General features: G+C 53.3%; 15 protein-coding genes. 5 read left to right on the forward strand and 10 right to left on the reverse strand.

Annotated elements, in window-relative coordinates; all coding sequences use genetic code 11:
- Positions 1-205: 205 nt before the first annotated feature.
- Both qseC and qseB read right to left on the reverse strand, forming a co-directional pair.
- Positions 206-1,555: a quorum sensing histidine kinase QseC gene (qseC, locus tag ACHHZ7_RS10570; protein WP_060683225.1), complete on the reverse strand. Its 1,350-nt coding sequence runs from the start codon at positions 1,553-1,555 to the stop codon at positions 206-208.
- Entirely contained in the window at positions 1,552-2,211 is a 660-nt protein-coding gene (qseB, locus tag ACHHZ7_RS10575) for a quorum sensing response regulator transcription factor QseB (protein ID WP_003828394.1), read from the reverse strand. The genes qseC and qseB overlap by 4 nt, the downstream gene beginning before the upstream one ends.
- Before the next feature lie 150 nt (positions 2,212-2,361).
- Here qseB and ACHHZ7_RS10580 point away from each other — a divergent pair, with 150 nt between their 5' ends.
- Complete coding sequence (locus ACHHZ7_RS10580) at positions 2,362-2,760, forward strand: YgiW/YdeI family stress tolerance OB fold protein (RefSeq protein ID WP_003024544.1); 399 nt, start codon at positions 2,362-2,364, stop codon at positions 2,758-2,760.
- Positions 2,761-2,805: 45 nt separating this feature from the next.
- Here ACHHZ7_RS10580 and ACHHZ7_RS10585 read toward each other — a convergent pair whose 3' ends face one another.
- Genes ACHHZ7_RS10585 through tssD form a run of 4 tightly spaced genes read right to left on the reverse strand, consistent with a single transcriptional unit; the run spans position 2,806 to position 6,161 of the window.
- Positions 2,806-3,489: a DUF2931 family protein gene (locus tag ACHHZ7_RS10585; RefSeq protein ID WP_192464008.1), complete on the reverse strand. Its 684-nt coding sequence runs from the start codon at positions 3,487-3,489 to the stop codon at positions 2,806-2,808.
- Between the two features lie 5 nt (positions 3,490-3,494).
- Positions 3,495-4,178, reverse strand: coding sequence for a DUF2931 family protein (locus tag ACHHZ7_RS10590; RefSeq protein ID WP_020996332.1), 684 nt, complete (start codon positions 4,176-4,178; stop codon positions 3,495-3,497).
- Positions 4,175-4,516, reverse strand: coding sequence for a hypothetical protein (locus tag ACHHZ7_RS10595; RefSeq protein WP_225623083.1), 342 nt, complete (start codon positions 4,514-4,516; stop codon positions 4,175-4,177). The genes ACHHZ7_RS10590 and ACHHZ7_RS10595 overlap by 4 nt, the downstream gene beginning before the upstream one ends.
- The gene (gene tssD / locus ACHHZ7_RS10600) at positions 4,494-6,161 is read right to left on the reverse strand and encodes a type VI secretion system tube protein TssD (protein ID WP_225623082.1); all 1,668 of its coding nucleotides are present in this window, start codon (positions 6,159-6,161) and stop codon (positions 4,494-4,496) included. The genes ACHHZ7_RS10595 and tssD overlap by 23 nt, the downstream gene beginning before the upstream one ends.
- A 277-nt stretch (positions 6,162-6,438) precedes the next feature.
- On the opposite strand from tssD, the gene parC reads away from it, so the two are divergent.
- From parC to ftsP, 3 genes are all read left to right on the forward strand, one after another.
- Complete coding sequence (gene parC, locus ACHHZ7_RS10605) at positions 6,439-8,697, forward strand: DNA topoisomerase IV subunit A (protein WP_057068261.1); 2,259 nt, start codon at positions 6,439-6,441, stop codon at positions 8,695-8,697.
- Positions 8,698-8,892: 195 nt separating this feature from the next.
- Complete coding sequence (plsC, locus tag ACHHZ7_RS10610) at positions 8,893-9,630, forward strand: 1-acylglycerol-3-phosphate O-acyltransferase (RefSeq protein WP_003024540.1); 738 nt, start codon at positions 8,893-8,895, stop codon at positions 9,628-9,630.
- Between the two features lie 71 nt (positions 9,631-9,701).
- Positions 9,702-11,114 (forward strand): cell division protein FtsP, encoded by a 1,413-nt coding sequence (gene ftsP / locus ACHHZ7_RS10615; protein ID WP_060683227.1) that lies wholly within the window; start codon positions 9,702-9,704, stop codon positions 11,112-11,114.
- A gap of 16 nt (positions 11,115-11,130) precedes the next feature.
- On the opposite strand, the gene ACHHZ7_RS10620 is transcribed toward ftsP, so the two are convergent.
- A complete protein-coding gene (locus tag ACHHZ7_RS10620; RefSeq protein WP_020996330.1) occupies positions 11,131-12,606 on the reverse strand; it encodes a TrkH family potassium uptake protein in 1,476 nt (491 codons plus the stop codon).
- 199 nt (positions 12,607-12,805) lie between these two features.
- Between ACHHZ7_RS10620 and ACHHZ7_RS10625 the strand changes: the two genes are divergently transcribed.
- Entirely contained in the window at positions 12,806-14,977 is a 2,172-nt protein-coding gene (locus tag ACHHZ7_RS10625) for a YgiQ family radical SAM protein (protein WP_060683228.1), read from the forward strand.
- A gap of 103 nt (positions 14,978-15,080) precedes the next feature.
- On the opposite strand, the gene ACHHZ7_RS10630 is transcribed toward ACHHZ7_RS10625, so the two are convergent.
- The 3 genes from ACHHZ7_RS10630 to dkgA form a co-directional block, all read right to left on the reverse strand.
- The gene (locus ACHHZ7_RS10630) at positions 15,081-15,536 is read right to left on the reverse strand and encodes an HIT family protein (RefSeq protein WP_008785817.1); all 456 of its coding nucleotides are present in this window, start codon (positions 15,534-15,536) and stop codon (positions 15,081-15,083) included.
- A gap of 44 nt (positions 15,537-15,580) precedes the next feature.
- The gene (locus ACHHZ7_RS10635) at positions 15,581-17,035 is read right to left on the reverse strand and encodes a DASS family sodium-coupled anion symporter (RefSeq protein ID WP_060683229.1); all 1,455 of its coding nucleotides are present in this window, start codon (positions 17,033-17,035) and stop codon (positions 15,581-15,583) included.
- A gap of 188 nt (positions 17,036-17,223) precedes the next feature.
- A complete protein-coding gene (gene dkgA / locus ACHHZ7_RS10640) occupies positions 17,224-18,051 on the reverse strand; it encodes a 2,5-didehydrogluconate reductase DkgA (protein ID WP_032945014.1) in 828 nt (275 codons plus the stop codon).
- Positions 18,052-18,163 lie beyond the last annotated feature (112 nt).

An 18,163-nucleotide genomic window follows, 5' to 3' on the forward strand; every position in this document is an offset into this window, starting at 1 on the left:
TTTTTATTTTTAATTGTTTCGTTATAAATAAATTACACAGGGGGTACTTATATATTTAAATTTTGTATGTATGAATTGTTGTTTTTGTATGTTGTAAATATTATCTAAAAATAATGGTTCATTCTTATCATTTCTATTTGTGGTATGAGGTAATCAGTTTTAACTTATTCGGAGGATCGATGTGACGAACCTCCGAATCATATTGTTACCACCGCACCGTTACCTTAAACCCGCCCTGATCGGTATTTGCAAAGGAAACGCTCATCCCATGCAATATCGCGATACGACGGACAATCGACAGGCCGAGACCGCTGCCGGTCACGCTTTGTCCCGGTGGACGATAAAAGCGTTCACCGATATGTGTAAGTACCTCCGGCGCAACGCCAGGACCGTTATCTTTGACGCTGAAGTTACGGGCGTTGAGCGTCACTTCCACAATGCTCCCCTGCGGACTGTAGCGAATGGCATTATCCAGCAGATTTCGTACCATCAGGCTCAGCAACAGCGGCTGTCCTGTGCGCGTGATATTGTGTGCGTTAATCTGCAAACGTACGTCAATATGCGCCTGCTGGGCCGGGTGGTAGATATCCATCACCGCGGATTGCAGTAGCTCCTCCAGCGAGATTTCTGCCACATCCTGAAGATTATCGAGGGAGTCGAGGCGCGAAAGCGTCAGGAGCTGATCGACCAGTCGGGTGGCGCGTTCAATTCCCGCATGCAGCTGCACCAGCGCTTTTTCCCGCGTTTGCGGGTCGTCGTCTGACAGTTGCACCACTTCGGTTTGCACCTTCAGCGCGGTCAACGGACTGCGCAGCTCGTGAGCGGCGTCAGAGGTAAAGCGCCGTTCGCGGACCATCATAGAGTGAATGCGAGTAAACAGCTGATTAAGCGATTCAACCAGCGGGCGCACTTCGCTTGGCACACCTTTCGGGTCGAGCGGTTCTTCTGATTCCGGGGCGCGCCAGCGCAGAGCTTGCGCCAGTTTTTTTAGCGGCCTGAGTTCGCGACTCAGCATGACCACCAGGATCAGCAACATCAGCGGCAGCGCAACCAGCCACGGGGTTAACTGTGCGGTAAGGATCGACAGCGCCATATCCTCCCGGTATTCCCACTCCTGGCCCACCACAATGCGATATTTTCCATCAGCGGAATTCAGCCACAGGAAGCGCCAGGAATCGTTGTCGCCCCTGAGTTGGCCGTCGCTAAACCCCTCCCGGCTGTAGCTGTAGGGAATATCCTGGCCATTGTCGCCATCGTGTAGCACCATTTTGCCGTCGGTGGAGTAGATGGCAAACGCCAGTGCGTCGTCATCAATATGGCCATGTTTCAGTTTTTTTGGCGTGCGGGCCATATTGCTTGAGGTGGTGACATCGCTGATATCCAGCGTGCTAAGCCGCTTGGCGAACAGCATCAGCTGCGTATCAAACAGCTCATCGACATTATCGGTAGTCTGCCTCCAGGCCACAAAACTGGATACGGCCCAGGTTGCTGATGCCAGAATCAGAAAAATAAGCGTTAGCCTGACTCGCAGGCTGAGGCGTTGTGTAAGTTTCATGCGTCACCCAGGGTATAGCCAATGCCATGCACGGTACGGATAAAGTCGCTGCCGAGCTTACGGCGTAAGTGATGGACGTGGACCTCAACCGCATTGCTGGAGACATTTTCGTCCCAGGTATACAGTTTTTCTTCAATCAGTTTGCGGGGCAGGACGCGACCTTTGTTGCGCATCAGCAGTTCCAGCAGCGCGAACTCTTTAGGTTTGAGTGACAAAGGTTCACCCGCCGCCGTGGCGACCAGCGCGCCGGGATCGAGCGTTACCTGGCCATGGCACAATGTGTTGCTGGCCTGACCGCTGGCACGACGCACCAGCGCCTCCAGTCTGGCGGCAACTTCAATCAGCGCAAAGGGTTTGCACAGATAGTCATCTGCCCCCAGGCGCAGGCCTTCAACGCGTTCTGCCAGCGCGTCGCGAGCGGTCAGAATCAGCACAGGCTCCTGCTTTCCGTTGGCTCGCCATTCGCGCAAAATGTCCCGTCCGTCTATGCCTGGCAGCGTCAGGTCGAGGATTACCGCATCATAAGGTGCGCTGTAGAGTGCTTCTTTCCCTTGGCGACCTTCGGTAAACCAGTCGATGCTGAAACCCATTTTACTCAGACCTGTTTTCAGGCCATCGCCAATCAACGTGTCATCTTCGATCAGTAAAATACGCATATGTTCATCCCTGCGATAACTCATTTGCAGTCAGTAAACCTGTGGCTACAGTCTCTGTACAGCAAAAAAAGTATCTTTTTTTGCCTTAAGAACTTGTTAAGGATTAACTTATTTAATAGTCGTAAACCAACATGAAAGGGAGACATGACGATGAAAAAATTAGCTGCAATGGTTGCCGTAATGGCACTGTGTTCCGCACCTGTTCTGGCAGCTCAGCAGGGCGGCTTCTCTGGACCAACGACAACCACCACGCAGAGCCAAAACGGCGGATTTGTCGGCCCGAACGGTAGCAGCACGACGGTAGAAAGCGCCAAATCACTGCGTGATGACACCTGGGTTACCCTGCGCGGGAACATCGTTGAGCGTATTTCCGACGACCTGTACGTGTTTAAAGATGCGACCGGCACGGTGAATGTGGATATCGACCACAAGCGCTGGAACGGCGTAACCGTCACACCACAGGATGTGGTTGAAATCCAGGGTGAAGTGGATAAAGACTGGAACTCCGTTGAAATCGACGTGAAACAGATTACCAAAGTTGCTAAGTAATCCCCATCAGGGCCGCATTCGCGGCCCTTTTCTTTAGAACCAGTCTTAATCCCAGTTGCCATAGGGGTAGGTTTTACCGTTGATAAATGCCTGCGTTGACCGGAGGAAGGTAAAACTGCCGCCCGGGACGACATAGTCTTTACACAGGGTCAGGTCTTTGCCGGAGCGGGTTGTCAGTTTCAGGGGCGTGACCGGCAGGCTGGGGCGTCCGGCGACATCGGAAAACCAGATTTTGACCTTGCCGCCGGGAGACAGGCCAAACACCATTCTGTTGTACCAGACAGGGGCGCCCGATGGGCGGGTATGATCGGCAGGTGTTGTCATCCTCTGCCAGGTTTCGGGGCCGAAGACGGCGCTGGTTTCATAGGTCTGCTGGTCAATATAGGAATCCCAGCAGAAGACAATGTACTGCGGGGGTTTTTTGACTTTGTTGAAATTAACGCTGCCGCCAAAGGTCACATCAGTCCACTTGTCCACGGATTCAGAGTCACGAGAGGTTGGGTCAAGCGTGTTAAAGGTATACAAGTAACCATCGGTATCGATCACCCGGACATGAAGCGCTTCTGCTGGCAACTCATAGGGGGTGATAAAAGAAAAATTCCACTTACCGTAAGGTAGAGTCCAGTCCCCGCTGGCGGCCTGTTTTGACTGTAAAGGGTGAGATTGATGTGGGCTGCAGCCTGCAGCGGCCAGTAACAGGGCAAGTATCAGCAGTTTGCGCATTTTCATCCCTCTTAATCCCAGTTGCCATAGGGGTAGGTTTTACCGTTGATAAATGCCTGCGTTGACGGGAGGAAGGTAAAACTGCCGCCTGGGACGACGTAGTCTTTACACAGGGTCAGGTCCTTGCCGGAGCGGGTTGTCAGTTTCAGGGGCGTGACCGGCAGGCTGGGGCGTCCGGCGACATCGGAAAACCAGATTTTGACCTTGCCGCCGGGAGACAGGCCAAACACCATTCTGTTGTACCAGACAGGGGCGCCCGATGGGCGGGTATGATCGGCAGGTGTTTTCATCCTCTGCCAGGTTTCGGGGCCGAAGACGGCGCTGGTTTCATAGGTCTGCTGGTCAATATAGGAATCCCAGCAGAAGACAATGTACTGAGGGGGTTTTTTGACTTTGTTGAACTGGTCGCCAAAACCATGAGCATTTTCAGCCCATTCTTTGACGGAATCTGGGTCAGGGGAAGCCTGGTCAAGCGTATTAAACGTATACAGATAACCATCGGTATCGATAACTCTTGCATGGTTGACCATTGAGGGTAATTCTCTGGGGGTGATAAAAGCGAAGATCCACTTACCATAAGGTAGGGTCCAGTCGCCGCTGGCGGCCTGTTTTGACTGTAAAGGGGGCGACTGATGTGGGCTGCAGCCTGCAGCGGCCAGTAACAGCGCAAGCGCCAGGGCATAAGATATTTTCATCGTTTATTTCCATCCATGTTGTAAATGGTTCTGATCCAGTTAGCGTCCGGTCGGTTGACAAAGCTGACGGTTTCCGAGGCTGATGCTCCACCCTGTAACTCCCCGCTCTGTTTGAGATCCACTGCGTTCCAGTGGGCTGAGCAGTGGATATAGCGGCCGGCAATCCGATCCACCTCTTCTGGTGTAAAGCCAGCGGTGCTTCTGTGCTGACGGGCCGCTTTTCCCATTTCCCGGGCTTGTTCGCACAACGGCTTTAGCGCATCCGGCAGGGCGTGTCTTTGAATTTTATCGACGTCAGCCAATAACGCCCCAGCCTCAACCGCCGCATCGACCATCACCCGCAACGCCACCTTCGACCAGTCGGAAAAGACCGTCCGCTGGCGCAACGTCAGGGCGGTAAAGGTGCGTTTTTGTGGCTGTGGGTGTAACGGTCAGTAGGTGCCCGCGGGTCCTCCCAGACCTCCGGGGTGATCTCATGGGTGCGTATAATGGGCATGATAGCCGGTGAATGTTCGAGCACACGCAACTGCGCCATCGTCTGCGCGTATATGTGAGACTGCGCCCCGGGCTGGTTCTGCGGCAGGGTTTCCACCTGCGGACGGGTGAGAAAGAGGTCTTCGCGTAGTTGCGGCATATAGCCGCCGCCGATATCGGAGTGCACGCCGGGGAGTGCCAGCTCTGGCCAGGCGGGGCCACGCTGTTAAGGGCGAAGTTGTAGCGGCACTCGTTCTGGGCGGTAAGATGAAACACCTTTTGCGCCACGCCCGGACGCAGCCGGAGGGTAACGTTGCCGGTGTCGGCGCTGTGTGGGTCGAGTCCGTTGGTTACCGTACCGACAGCCGCCACGGTGTCCATGATGCCGAGAAAACGGGTGTTGCCTGCGGGAGCACCACGATATTCATACTCCATCATTCCTGTATTAATGGCGTTGATAATGGCCTGGTCTTCTGCCTGGACACGGTTAGCGAAGTGGCGGGCTGCGGCTGCGCCGCGGCTGAAGCCGAAGATATCAAACAGCAGTGTGTCGACGACAAACGCCCCTTTCAGTAAAGCAAGCGCGGCATCAATGGCTGTCGCCAGTTGCGCCACCGCATCATCGGTTTTGGCAATAATCCCGGTTTCTGCGGTGCCCAGTCCCAGACCTATCGGGTTATCGGGTTCACCCGCCCGGGTGCCAATGCCCTCGACATAGACTGCACTTTGTACGTAACGACTCTCTGGCGGAAATTTTTGTTTATATAACTCATTCAACCAGTGAATATTCGTGTAATACCCCAGATAGCTGGTCGCTCCTACCCCGCTGATCCCCATCTTCTCCTGTGCATTTCTGGCAAGAATGCTTTGGGCATCTGGACTCTCAATATCAAAATGCTGCGCGGTGAGCGCCTCAAGCATGTTGCGGGTATTCACGGCGTTATTGCCGGTACCGTCGAAGAATATCCCCAGTACCAGCGTCACCTTACGCACCGGCTGCTCTGCGGGCAAAATGCTCTTTTGCACCACCGGGAAAAGCCGATCGTAATTGTCCGGTGTCAGCAGGTAATCAAACTCGGTGCAGGCGATCAGATGGCGACACAGAATATAATCGTAATTTATCGATATATATTCATAATCCATATCGTTCATCTTGGACTCCTGGTGAATAGCCTGCACCGTCGCACCACGAAGTTCGATTAAGTAATATTTTTCCATGCGACCGTATCGATTGATGCGGTATATATCAAACGTCATTTTAAGACGTTCATTATTATTAATAGCATTGCAGAATAACGGAGAGCTTTTATCCAGGAGTTTGCAAAAGCGCAGGCCGAGGTGCTTAACGCCGCCTTGTATGCTGCTTTGCGCCTGCGTCAGGCTGAAGACAAAGATACTATCTTCATGCGCTGACTGATAGCGATTGCCCACTGAGGCCTGCGAGTTACAGCCTGCAGAAATCGGTCCCTGAATATCACCCTCAAGCGTTAAATAAATAAGGCTGCTCATTTATTTTCCTTTAAGGAGGTTTTTACTCAGGAAGAAGCGTAATGATAAAACGGATAAAATAACCTGCCATCAATCAAATTAAGTCGCAAATTTAGTTTATTATTTAATCGTAAAAGGAAGCGCTAATAGAAAAAATAGCCTGCCTTCTCTCTGCCTGTGATGGCGATACTGCCGCATTCGCGGCCCTTTTCTTTGTGACTCAACACGTCAGATAGGGTAGTATCTGCGGCAATATTGCCCTTCAATAGAGGGGTACAAAGTTGAGGAACCACGATTAATGAGCGATATGGCAGAGCGCCTGGCGCTGCATGAATTCACGGAAAACGCCTATCTGAACTATTCCATGTACGTCATCATGGACAGGGCGTTGCCGTTTATTGGCGATGGTTTGAAACCCGTTCAGCGTCGCATCGTATACGCGATGTCCGAACTGGGGCTGAATGCCAGCGCCAAATTTAAAAAATCCGCCCGTACCGTCGGTGACGTGCTGGGTAAATACCATCCGCACGGCGACATAGCCTGCTATGAAGCGATGGTGCTGATGGCGCAGCCGTTCTCTTACCGTTACCCGCTGGTTGACGGGCAGGGGAACTGGGGGGCACCGGACGATCCGAAATCCTTCGCGGCGATGCGTTATACCGAATCCCGTCTGTCTAAATATGCGGAAGTCCTGCTGGGCGAACTCGGTCAGGGAACGTCGGACTGGGTGCCAAACTTCGACGGCACCATGCAGGAGCCGAAGATGCTGCCTGCGCGTCTGCCAAATATTCTGCTGAACGGCACGACCGGTATTGCCGTAGGTATGGCAACGGACATTCCGCCACATAACCTGCGTGAAGTGGCAAAAGCAGCGATAACTCTGATTGAGCAGCCGAAAACGACGCTGGATCAGTTGCTGGATATCGTACAAGGGCCGGATTACCCGACCGAAGCGGAGATTATTACTTCGCGCGCGGAAATTCGTAAGATTTACGAGAACGGACGCGGCTCCGTACGTATGCGTGCGGTATGGACGAAAGAAGACGGCGCGGTGGTGATTTCCGCGCTGCCGCATCAGGTTTCCGGGGCAAAAGTGCTGGAGCAGATCGCTGCTCAAATGCGCAATAAAAAACTGCCGATGGTAGACGACCTGCGCGACGAATCGGATCACGAAAACCCGACCCGTCTGGTGATTGTTCCACGCTCTAATCGTGTGGATATGGAGCAGGTGATGAACCACCTGTTTGCCACTACCGATCTCGAAAAAAGCTACCGTATCAACCTGAACATGATCGGTCTTGATGGTCGTCCGGCGGTGAAAAACCTGCTGGAGATCCTCACCGAATGGCTGGCGTTCCGCCGCGATACCGTACGTCGCCGCCTGAATTATCGTCTGGAAAAAGTGCTCAAGCGCCTGCACATCCTTGAAGGTTTGCTGGTGGCGTTCCTCAACATTGACGAAGTCATCGAAATTATTCGTCATGAAGATGAACCTAAGCCTGAGCTGATGTCGCGGTTTGGCATTTCTGAAACCCAGGCTGAAGCCATCCTTGAGCTGAAATTGCGCCACCTTGCCAAACTCGAAGAGATGAAAATCCGCGGTGAGCAGGATGAGCTGGCGAAAGAGCGCGATCAGTTGCAGGCCATTCTGGCTTCCGAACGTAAAATGAGTAACCTGCTGAAGAAAGAGCTGCAGGCCGATGCAGATGCCTATGGCGACGATCGTCGATCTCCGTTGCAGGAACGTGAAGAAGCGAAGGCGATGAGCGAGCACGACATGCTGCCATCTGAGCCGGTGACCATTGTGTTGTCCCAGAGTGGCTGGGTGCGTAGCGCGAAAGGCCACGACATCGATGCGCCAGGATTAAGCTATAAAGCGGGCGACAGCTTTAAGTCGGCAGTGAAGGGTAAGAGCAACCAGCCGGTGGTGTTCGTGGACTCGACCGGACGCAGCTATGCCATCGACCCGATTACGCTGCCGTCGGCGCGCGGTCAGGGTGAACCGCTGACCGGGAAGCTCACGCTGCCGCCAGGCGCGACGGTTGAGCACATGCTGATGGAAGGCGACGATCAGAAACTGCTGATGGCCTCCGATGCGGGCTACGGTTTTGTCTGTACCTTCAATGACCTGGTCGCACGTAACCGTGCGGGTAAGGCATTGATTACGCTGCCAGAAAATGCGCGCGTGATGCAGCCGGTGGTGATTGAAGATGAAACCGACATGCTACTGGCTATTACTCAGGCTGGCCGCATGTTGATGTTCCCGGTGAGCGATTTACCGCAGTTGTCGAAAGGCAAAGGGAACAAGATCATTAATATCCCTTCAGCGGAAGCGGCGAAAGGCGAGGATGGCCTGGCGCAACTTTACGTGCTGCCGCCGCAGAGCACGCTGACCATCCACGTCGGTAAGCGCAAAATCAAACTGCGTCCTGAAGAGTTGCAGAAAGTGACCGGAGAGCGCGGCCGTCGCGGCACGCTAATGCGTGGTCTGCAGCGTATCGACAGCATTGAGATTGACTCGCCTCGACGCGCCAGTCACGGCGACAGCGAAGAATAACGCTACCGTCCGGCTCTCCCTGTTAAAGCTCAGGGAGAGCCAACGTTAAAAATTCCCGTGAAACCGTTGTTTATTCGTGCGTTGCGATTAACAATACGCTTTTCCAGAGAGCCGCCCTTAACAAAGCCCTAACCTGATACCGCGTGATGAATCAGGTGACGTAAAATGCCAGGCTCTTAGGCCTTAGAGGTTGTTATGCTATATATTTTTCGTTTAATTATTACTGTTATTTACTGCGTTCTGGTCTGTATTTTCGGTTGCATATACTGTCTGTTCAGCCCACGAAATCCAAAACACGTTGCAACGTTCGGCCATATGTTTGGCCGCCTGGCTCCCCTTTATGGCCTGAAGGTCGAGTGCCGCATGCCGGCAGACGCGCAGAACTATGGTAATGCTATCTATATTTGTAACCATCAGAACAACTATGACATGGTTACCGCTGCGAATATCGTTCAGCCGCCGACGGTGACGGTAGGTAAAAAAAGCCTGCTGTGGATCCCTTTCTTCGGGCAGCTGTACTGGTTAACCGGTAACCTGTTGATTGACAGAAACAACCGCGCTAAAGCGCACAGCACCATTGCTGCCGTGGTGAATCATTTCAAAAAACGTCGCATTTCTATCTGGATGTTCCCTGAAGGGACGCGTAGCCGCGGTCGCGGTCTGCTGCCGTTTAAAACCGGCGCGTTCCATGCAGCGATTGCTGCTGGTGTCCCGGTCATTCCGGTGTGCGTTTCCACAACCTCGAACAAGATAAAACTCAATCGACTCAATAATGGTCTGGCAATTGTCGAGATGTTGCCACCGGTGGATATTAGCCACTTTGGGAAAGATCAGGTTCGTGAACTGGCAGCGCATTGCCGCACGCTGATGGAACAAAAAATCGCAGAACTCGATAAAGAAGTTGCTGAGCGGGAAGCCGCCGGTAAGGTTTAATCCGCGCAATTCGGGTTTTTTACAGGAAATGACTTCCTGCGTGTTAATAGCCAGTTTTTTATGGAGTTTATATGTCATTCAGTCGGCGTCAGTTCATTCAGGCATCGGGGATCGCACTGTGTGCAGGTGCTGTTCCGCTGAAGGCTAATGCTGCCGGTCAGCAACAACCGTTACCCGTGCCTCCGCTGCTGGAATCCCGCCGGGGGCAGCCGCTATTTATGACGCTGCAACGTGCGCACTGGTCCTTTACACAAGGCACGCGCGCACCTGTCTGGGGAATTAACGGCCGCTATCTGGGACCGACAATCCGCGTCTGGAAAGGGGATGACGTCAAGCTTATCTACAGCAACCGTCTGACTGAAAATGTCTCGATGACCGTCGCCGGGTTACAGGTACCTGGCCCGCTGATGGGCGGCCCGGCGCGCATGATGTCCCCGAATGCTGACTGGGCGCCGGTGCTACCGATTCGCCAGAATGCCGCCACGTTGTGGTATCACGCTAATACGCCAAATCGTACTGCTCAGCAGGTTTACAACGGTCTTGCCGGGATGTGGCTGGTTGAAGATGAAGTGAGTAAGTCACTGTCTATTCCAAACCACTATGGCGTGGATGATTTTCCGATCATTATCCAGGACAAGCGCCTGGACAACTTTGGCACGCCGGAATACAGCGAGCCCGGTAGCGGTGGTTTTGTTGGCGATACGTTACTGGTCAACGGGGCGCAAAGCCCGTATGTCGAAGTCTCCCGCGGCTGGGTGCGCTTGCGTTTGCTGAACGCTTCAAACTCGCGTCGTTACCAGCTGCAAATGAGTGATGGCCGTGCGCTGCATGTGATTTCCGGTGATCAGGGTTTTTTACCTGCACCTGTTTCGGTGAAGCAGCTCTCGTTGGCTCCGGGCGAGCGTCGTGAGATCCTGGTGGATATGACTAACGGTAATGAGGTCTCTATCACCTGTGGTGAGGCGGCCAGTATTGTCGACAGGATCCGCGGGTTCTTTGAGCCCTCCAGTATTCTCATCTCCACGCTGGTATTGACGTTGCGCCCGACAGGTCTCCTGCCGCTGGTGACTGACAGCCTGCCAATGCGCCTGCTGCCAACGGAAATCCTCAGCGGTTCGCCGATTCGCAGCCGTGATATCAGCCTGGACGACGATCCTGGCATCAACGGTCAGCTGTGGGACGTCAATCGTATGGATATTACTGCCCAGCAGGGCTCCTGGGAACGCTGGACGGTGCGGGCGGATATGCCCCAGTCCTTCCATATTGAAGGTGTTTCGTTCCTGATCCGTAATGTGAATGGCGCGATGCCGTTCCCGGAAGACAGAGGCTGGAAAGATACTGTCTGGGTTGATGGCCAGGTTGAATTACTGGTTTATTACGGACAGCCTTCCTGGGCCCATTTCCCGTTCTACTTTAATAGCCAGACGCTGGAAATGGCGGATCGTGGCTCAATCGGACAGATGTTGGTGAACCCGGCGCCGTAATGCGCCGGGGTATTCGTTACGCCCGCCAGAACATGCGCGAGAACAGGATCAGAATGGGGTAAATCTCCAGACGCCCCATGATCATGGCCGCGCACATCAGTAGCTTTGCTTCCTCGTTTAAGGTGCCAAATGTCGTGGCGGTGACGCCAAATCCCAGCCCCATATTGTTGATGCAGGCGGCGACGGTGGCGAAAGAGGAGAAGAGATCGTAGCCCATCAGATTGAGCGCCCAGATAAAAAAGCTGGTGAACAAAACGTAGAGAAAGAAAAAGCTCCATACCGAACGCACCACCCGGTCGCTTACCACGCTATTGCCCACTTTGATATTCAGCAGGGCACGGGGATGCGCGAGCTGGTGTAACTCCTGACGGCACTGCTTGAACATAATCAAAAAGCGTAGCACCTTAATCCCCCCGCAGGTCGAACCCACACAACCGCCGAAGAAACTGGCGCTGAGCAGCATGAAGATCGTGTGCGAAGGCCACTGCGCGTAATCCGCCGTCGACAGGCCATTATCTGTCAGCATCGAACTGGCCAGAAAAAAAGCATGCACCAGGCTGTCCGTTAATCCGTACATGCCTGCCCGCCAAACTTGCCAGGTGGCGATCAGAGTGACCACCAACGCAATAAGCAAAAAGAAACGCAATTCGGCATTACGACGAAAGGGTTTGAAGGTACGTTTCACGATAGCAACGTACCAGAGGGTGAAGTTAAATGCAGACAGCAGTGAAAATATCCCGGCGACAAGCTCAATGGCATGGCTGTTATAAAAGCCGATGCTCTCGCTGCGAGTGGAAAATCCGCCGAGAGAGACCGTCGACAGCCCGTGGCATAAGGCGTCGAAAAACGACATCCCGGCAGCCCAGTAGGCCAGAGTACAAATAAGACCCAGAATGACATAGGTCATCCACAGCGTGCGTGCAGTATCAGCAAGTCTTGGCGTGAGGCGTTCTTCTTTAAAAGGGCCCGGCATTTCAGACTGATACAGCTTCATGCCACCAATACCCAGCAGAGGCAATACCGCCACGGCGAGGACGATAACACCCAGACCGCCAATAAAATTGAGCTGAGCCCGATAGTACAGATACGACTTCGGCAAGGCGCTGACGTCATCAATCACCGTTGCGCCTGTAGTGGTAATCCCAGAAACTCCTTCAAACAGGGCATCCGCAAAAGAGAGGTTTAAGCCATCGTCCATCCACATCGGCATCGCGCTGATAAACGAAAACAACAGCCAGAACAGGACGATAATGACGAAACCATCCCGGGTGCGCAGTTGAATCCCCGCATGTTTGGTTGCCAACCACGCCCCGCCGCCGAGGGTGAAGAAAGTCATAAACGTGCTGAAAAAAGCGAACAAGCTCCGCTCTTTGTTTAACAAAGCGATGAGCATCGGCGGCAGCATAGAAAAGCTGTAGAGAAGAACCAGAAATCCGCACAGGTGAACAACAACCCGTAACTGGGAAATATGCAGTGAATCGTTGAGTCGCAATGAAAAATCCCCCGCCGAAAAAGAGTTATCTCAGCTGGCTGGCATGGTGTTAATTATGATTGATAAAAATGATCGTCGTAAAATTTAACAATTTATATAACTTTCTACTGGTCTGGTTCAGACTCCACTTCATTTCTTGCCGACATACAGCGTATAATCCTCGGCCTTTGATTATTTTTTTACCATTTTTGGAAGCATTATGAGCGCAATATCCCTGATCCAGCCGGACAGAGACCTTTTCTCCTGGCCGCAGTACTGGGCTGCCTGTTTTGGCCCGGCACCGTTTTTGCCGATGTCACGCGACGAAATGGACCAACTTGGCTGGGATAGCTGCGACATCATTCTGGTTACCGGCGATGCATACGTCGATCATCCCAGCTTTGGCATGGCAATTTGCGGACGTATGCTGGAAGCACAAGGCTTTCGCGTAGGGATTATCGCCCAGCCGGAGTGGAACAACAAAGACGATTTTATGCGTTTGGGTAAACCGAACCTGTTCTTTGGTGTGACCGCAGGCAACATGGACTCGATGATCAACCGTTACACCGCCGATCGCCGACTGCGCCATGACGATGCCTACACGCCGGACAACGTTGCGGGCAAACGTCCGGACCGCGCCACGCTGGTCTATACCCAGCGCTGTAAAGAAGCATGGAAATATGTGCCGGTTATTCTCGGCGGTATTGAGGCCAGCCTGCGCCGTACCGCGCACTATGACTACTGGTCCGATACCGTTCGTCGCTCTGTTCTGGTGGATTCCAAAGCCGACATGCTGATGTTCGGCAACGGCGAACGTCCGCTGGTGGAAGTGGCGCATCGTCTGGCGATGGGCGAAACCATCGATCAGATCCGCGACGTGCGTAACACTGCGATTATGGTTAAAGAAGCGCTGCCGGGCTGGAGTGGGGTGGATTCCACGCGCCTCGACACGCCGGGTAAGATTGACCCGATCCCGCATCCGTATGGTGAAGATCTGCCGTGTGCTGACAACAAGCCGGTCGCACCGAAAAAGCAGGAAGCGAAAGCGGTAACCGTACAGCCGCCGCGCCCGAAACCGTGGGAAAAAACCTACGTGCTGCTGCCGTCCTTCGAAAAAGTGAAGGGCGATAAAGTGCTGTATGCGCATGCGTCGCGTATCCTGCACCACGAAACCAACCCAGGCTGCGCGCGTGCGCTGATGCAAAAGCACGGCGATCGCTACATCTGGATCAACCCGCCAGCCATTCCGCTCTCTACCGAAGAGATGGATAGCGTCTTTGCGCTGCCGTACAAACGCGTGCCGCATCCGGCGTATGGCGACAGCCGCATTCCGGCCTATGAGATGATCCGTTTCTCGATCAACATTATGCGTGGCTGCTTTGGCGGCTGTTCGTTCTGTTCGATCACTGAGCACGAAGGTCGCATCATCCAGAGCCGCTCTGAAGACTCGATCATCAATGAAATCGAAGCCATTCGCGACACCGTTCCAGGTTTTACCGGCGTGATTTCCGACCTCGGCGGCCCAACGGCGAACATGTATATGCTGCGCTGTAAGTCACCGCGCGCGGAGCAGACCTGCCGTCGTCTGTCATGCGTCTACCCGGATATCTGTCCGCATATGGACACCAACCACGAACCGACGATTAACCTTTATCGTCGTGCGCGTGATTTGAAAGGCATTAAAAAGATCCTCATCGCTTCGGGCGTGCGTTATGACATCGCGGTTGAAGATCCGCGCTATATCAAAGAACTGGCGACCCACCACGTTGGCGGCTATCTGAAGATTGCGCCAGAGCATACCGAAGAAGGCCCGTTGTCGAAGATGATGAAGCCGGGGATGGGCAGCTACGATCGCTTTAAGGAATTGTTCGATACCTACTCTAAGCAAGCGGGTAAAGAGCAGTACCTGATCCCGTACTTTATTTCCGCGCACCCGGGTACGCGTGATGAAGATATGGTGAATCTGGCGTTGTGGTTGAAGCAACGTCGTTTCCGTCTGGATCAGGTGCAGAACTTCTATCCATCGCCGTTGGCGAACTCCACAACCATGTATTACACCGGGAAAAACCCACTGGGTAAAATTGGTTATAAGAGTGAAGATGTGGTGGTGCCGAAAGGTGATAAGCAGCGTCGTTTACATAAAGCCCTGCTGCGTTACCACGATCCAGCCAACTGGCCGTTAATCCGCCAGGCGCTGGAAGATATGGGTAAAAAGCATCTGATCGGCGGTCGTCGCGAATGTCTGGTCCCGGCGCCTACGCTGGAAGAGATGCGCGAAGCGCGTCGCCAGAACCGTCATACCCGTCCGGCGTTGACCAAGCACACACCGGTGGCGCATCAGCGCCAGACGCCTGCCGCGAACAAAAAACGCGGGAAAGTGGCAGGGCGCTAATCTGCCTTGCCCGGTGGTGAAATGCTTATCAGGCCTACGAATAGAACAGTTTTGTAGGCCGGATAAGGTGCTTGAACCGCCATCCGGCAAAGAGACACAGTATTTATGCTTCACGAATTCTGGCCGCTAATGCGGCCAGTTTTGCATCATCCGCCCGTTCATGATCGTGTGACGAAAGATATCCTTCATACTGCTCGAAAAATTTGTTCTGCCGCGCTTCAATCGGTTTCCAGTGGGTTAGATCGCCAGTGCCATGCATGGGGCTTAATTTGCTGTGCACATGGTCTACGCCGAAACCTTCGAAGAACATACCCGTACGACTGACATCCGGGAAAGCCTTATCCAGTTTCTTAGCCACTTTTTGGGTCGCCAGCATCAGATCAGCCAGTGCCTGCGGCGGCATATCGAAGGCATAGCTGGGATAATGCTTTTTCGGGATCACCACGGTGAAACCGTCGGTGTTCGGGAAAATCGACAGAAAAGCCAGATGATGCTCGTCTTCCCAGACCTTATGGCAGGGTGCTTTACCTTCAACTATTTGACAGAAAATACAGGTCATTCCTTTTCTCCGCAGGTAAGGTGATTCGTCAGGACGCAGTCAGTTTAGTACAGACCCAACACCTTCCACCACATCAGACCCACGGTGATAAACACCGCCTGGTTAAACAAGCTGATGATAAATCCTGTACGCCACCAGACGCCTGTTGGAACGTACCCGGCACCAAACAGGATTGGACCGCGAGCGTGGGTGTACTGGGTGAGCGAGCAGTACAAACTGCTGGTGAAGGCCAGCATTAATGCCGTGGGGGCTGCTGGAATATTCAGATGCAGGCCGACACCAAGGAAAACGGCGTACAGCGCGGCAATCTGTGCATTACCGCTGGCAAAAAAGTAGTGGGTATAGAAGTAGGCAGCGTTCAGCAGCAGCAGGACGATCACCCAACTGGTACCGTGCATAGTACTGCTCAGGCTATCGCCGATCAGATTGCCAAACCAGGTGGTGAAGCCCAGTTTTTTCAGCTGGTTCGCCATCATCAACAGCGCGGCAAACCAAATCAGTGTGTCCCATGCGCCTTTCTCGCTCTTCACATCTTCCCAGCTCAGAACGCCACTTAGCAATAAAATGGAAAGTCCCACGAACGAGGCAGTGGTGGCGTCGACGCCTAACGTATCGCCAAAAATCCACAGCACCAGCAGCACGCCGACGGTAGCCAGCATCAGCCATTCGCCGCGAGACATACTGCCCATTTCCGCCAGCTCTTTGCGTGCCAGGTTAGGGGCATCCGGCGTGTGTTTAATTTCCGGGCGCACGATCCAGTAGACCAGCAGTGGAACCAGCAGTAAGGACACCAGGCATGGCAGCAGCGCCGCCATAAACCAGCCGCCCCAGGTCAGCGTGACGCCCGCATTGGCCGCCAGCTTCACCGCCAACAGGTTGCCGGTATAGCCGGTCATAAAGAGCGCGGCGGTGACGTCGTTGACGTTGCCAATACAGGTGATAAGAAAGGTACCGATTTTATTGCGGGACTCATCTTCCGGGTTCGAATGGAAACTGCGTGCCAGAGAGTCAGCAATCGGATAGATGACGCCGCCGCAGCGTGCTGTATTACTCGGCATTGCCGGGGAGAGGATCAGATCGGCAAAAGCCAGACCATAGGCGAGTCCCAGCGTGCGCTTGCCGAGCAGACGGATCATCTGCAGCGCAATGCGTCGTCCGAGGCCGGTTTTGATAAACCCGCGGGCAATCATAAAAGCCACGACGATAAGCCAGATAAGTGAACTGTTCAGCTCACTCAGTGCCGTGGTGATAGCGCCGCTGGCGGTTTTATCTCCGGCAGCATAGGCGAGCGCGAATACAGTAATACCAATAATGCCGACCGCGCCGATGGGTAATACTTTTGCCACGATAGAGGCAATAGTAGCGACGAAAATAATTGCCGAATGCCAGGCTGGCGCACTTAGCCCGGAAGGTGGAGTAAGCTGCCACAGTCCGGCAGAAATGAATATTATAAGAATTAATGGGAGCCATTTGACTCCGCTACTTTTTTTCTCAGTCACGTTTACGCACCTATGGATATGGTGAATACATTCATCAAATAAATATATTTATTTAATAATTAACAGGTTATGTTGCGTAATGCTGCTCCAGCGACTGCAAGAAATACATCAATATATGTGTGTGAATTGTTTCCTGATATTTCAAATCAGTAAAGGCCCGACGAGAGTGTCGGGCTGGAGGGAAGGGGTTAACCGCCGAACTGATCCGGGTCTGGCCCCAGACGCTTGCCCTGATCGAGTTTCGCGATTTCGCCTAATTCGTCTTTATCCAGGCGGAAGTCCCAGACGTTAAAGTTTTCTGCGATACGCGCAGGGGTGACCGATTTTGGAATCACCACCAGCCCGCTATCCAGGTGCCAGCGGATGACAATCTGCGCCGGTGATTTGCCATATTTCTCAGCGAGGTCACGGATGATCTTTTGATCAAAGACGTCTTTGCCGCCCTGCGCCAGCGGGCTCCAGGATTCGGTCTGGATTTTATGCGTTGCGTTCCAGGCGTGCAGTTGGCGCTGTTGCATAAGCGGATGAAGTTCGATCTGGTTAATCACCGGAGGTACGCCGGTTTCATCCATCAACCGCTGGAGATGATTGATCTGAAAGTTGCACACGCCGATGCTCTTAATCAGCCCTTCTTTTTGCAGGTCGATCATGTTTTCCCACGCTTCAACGTAGTGGTCGATCGCCGGAACCGGCCAGTGCATCAGGTACAGATCGAGGTAATCAAGCTGGAGTTTTTCCATGCTTTCGAGCAAGGCTTCCCGGGGGCGTTTTTGGTCATCATTCCACAGCTTGGTGGTGATGAATAACTCGTCCCGTGGTACGCCAGCATCGCGTATTGCTTTGCCGACACCTTCTTCGTTTTTGTACGCCGCAGCGGTATCAATTGAGCGATACCCCACTTCCAGCGCTTTATGAATGGCGGTGATGACTTCTTCGTTGCTTGCCTTCCAGACCCCCAGGCCCAGTTGTGGCATGACGTTACCATCCTGTAGCTTGATAATGGTTGGACTGGTCATAATTCCCCCCCACACTTAATCCTTCAGGCTGCCTCTTTGTTGGCTGCTTGCGTTTACCCCGGTCACGTACTTATGTACGCTCCCGGGGATTCACTTAATTGCCGCCTCGATG

This window comes from Citrobacter freundii complex sp. 2024EL-00216, assembly GCF_043945515.1.
In the GTDB taxonomy this organism is placed as follows: Bacteria; Pseudomonadota; Gammaproteobacteria; order Enterobacterales; family Enterobacteriaceae; genus Citrobacter; species Citrobacter portucalensis.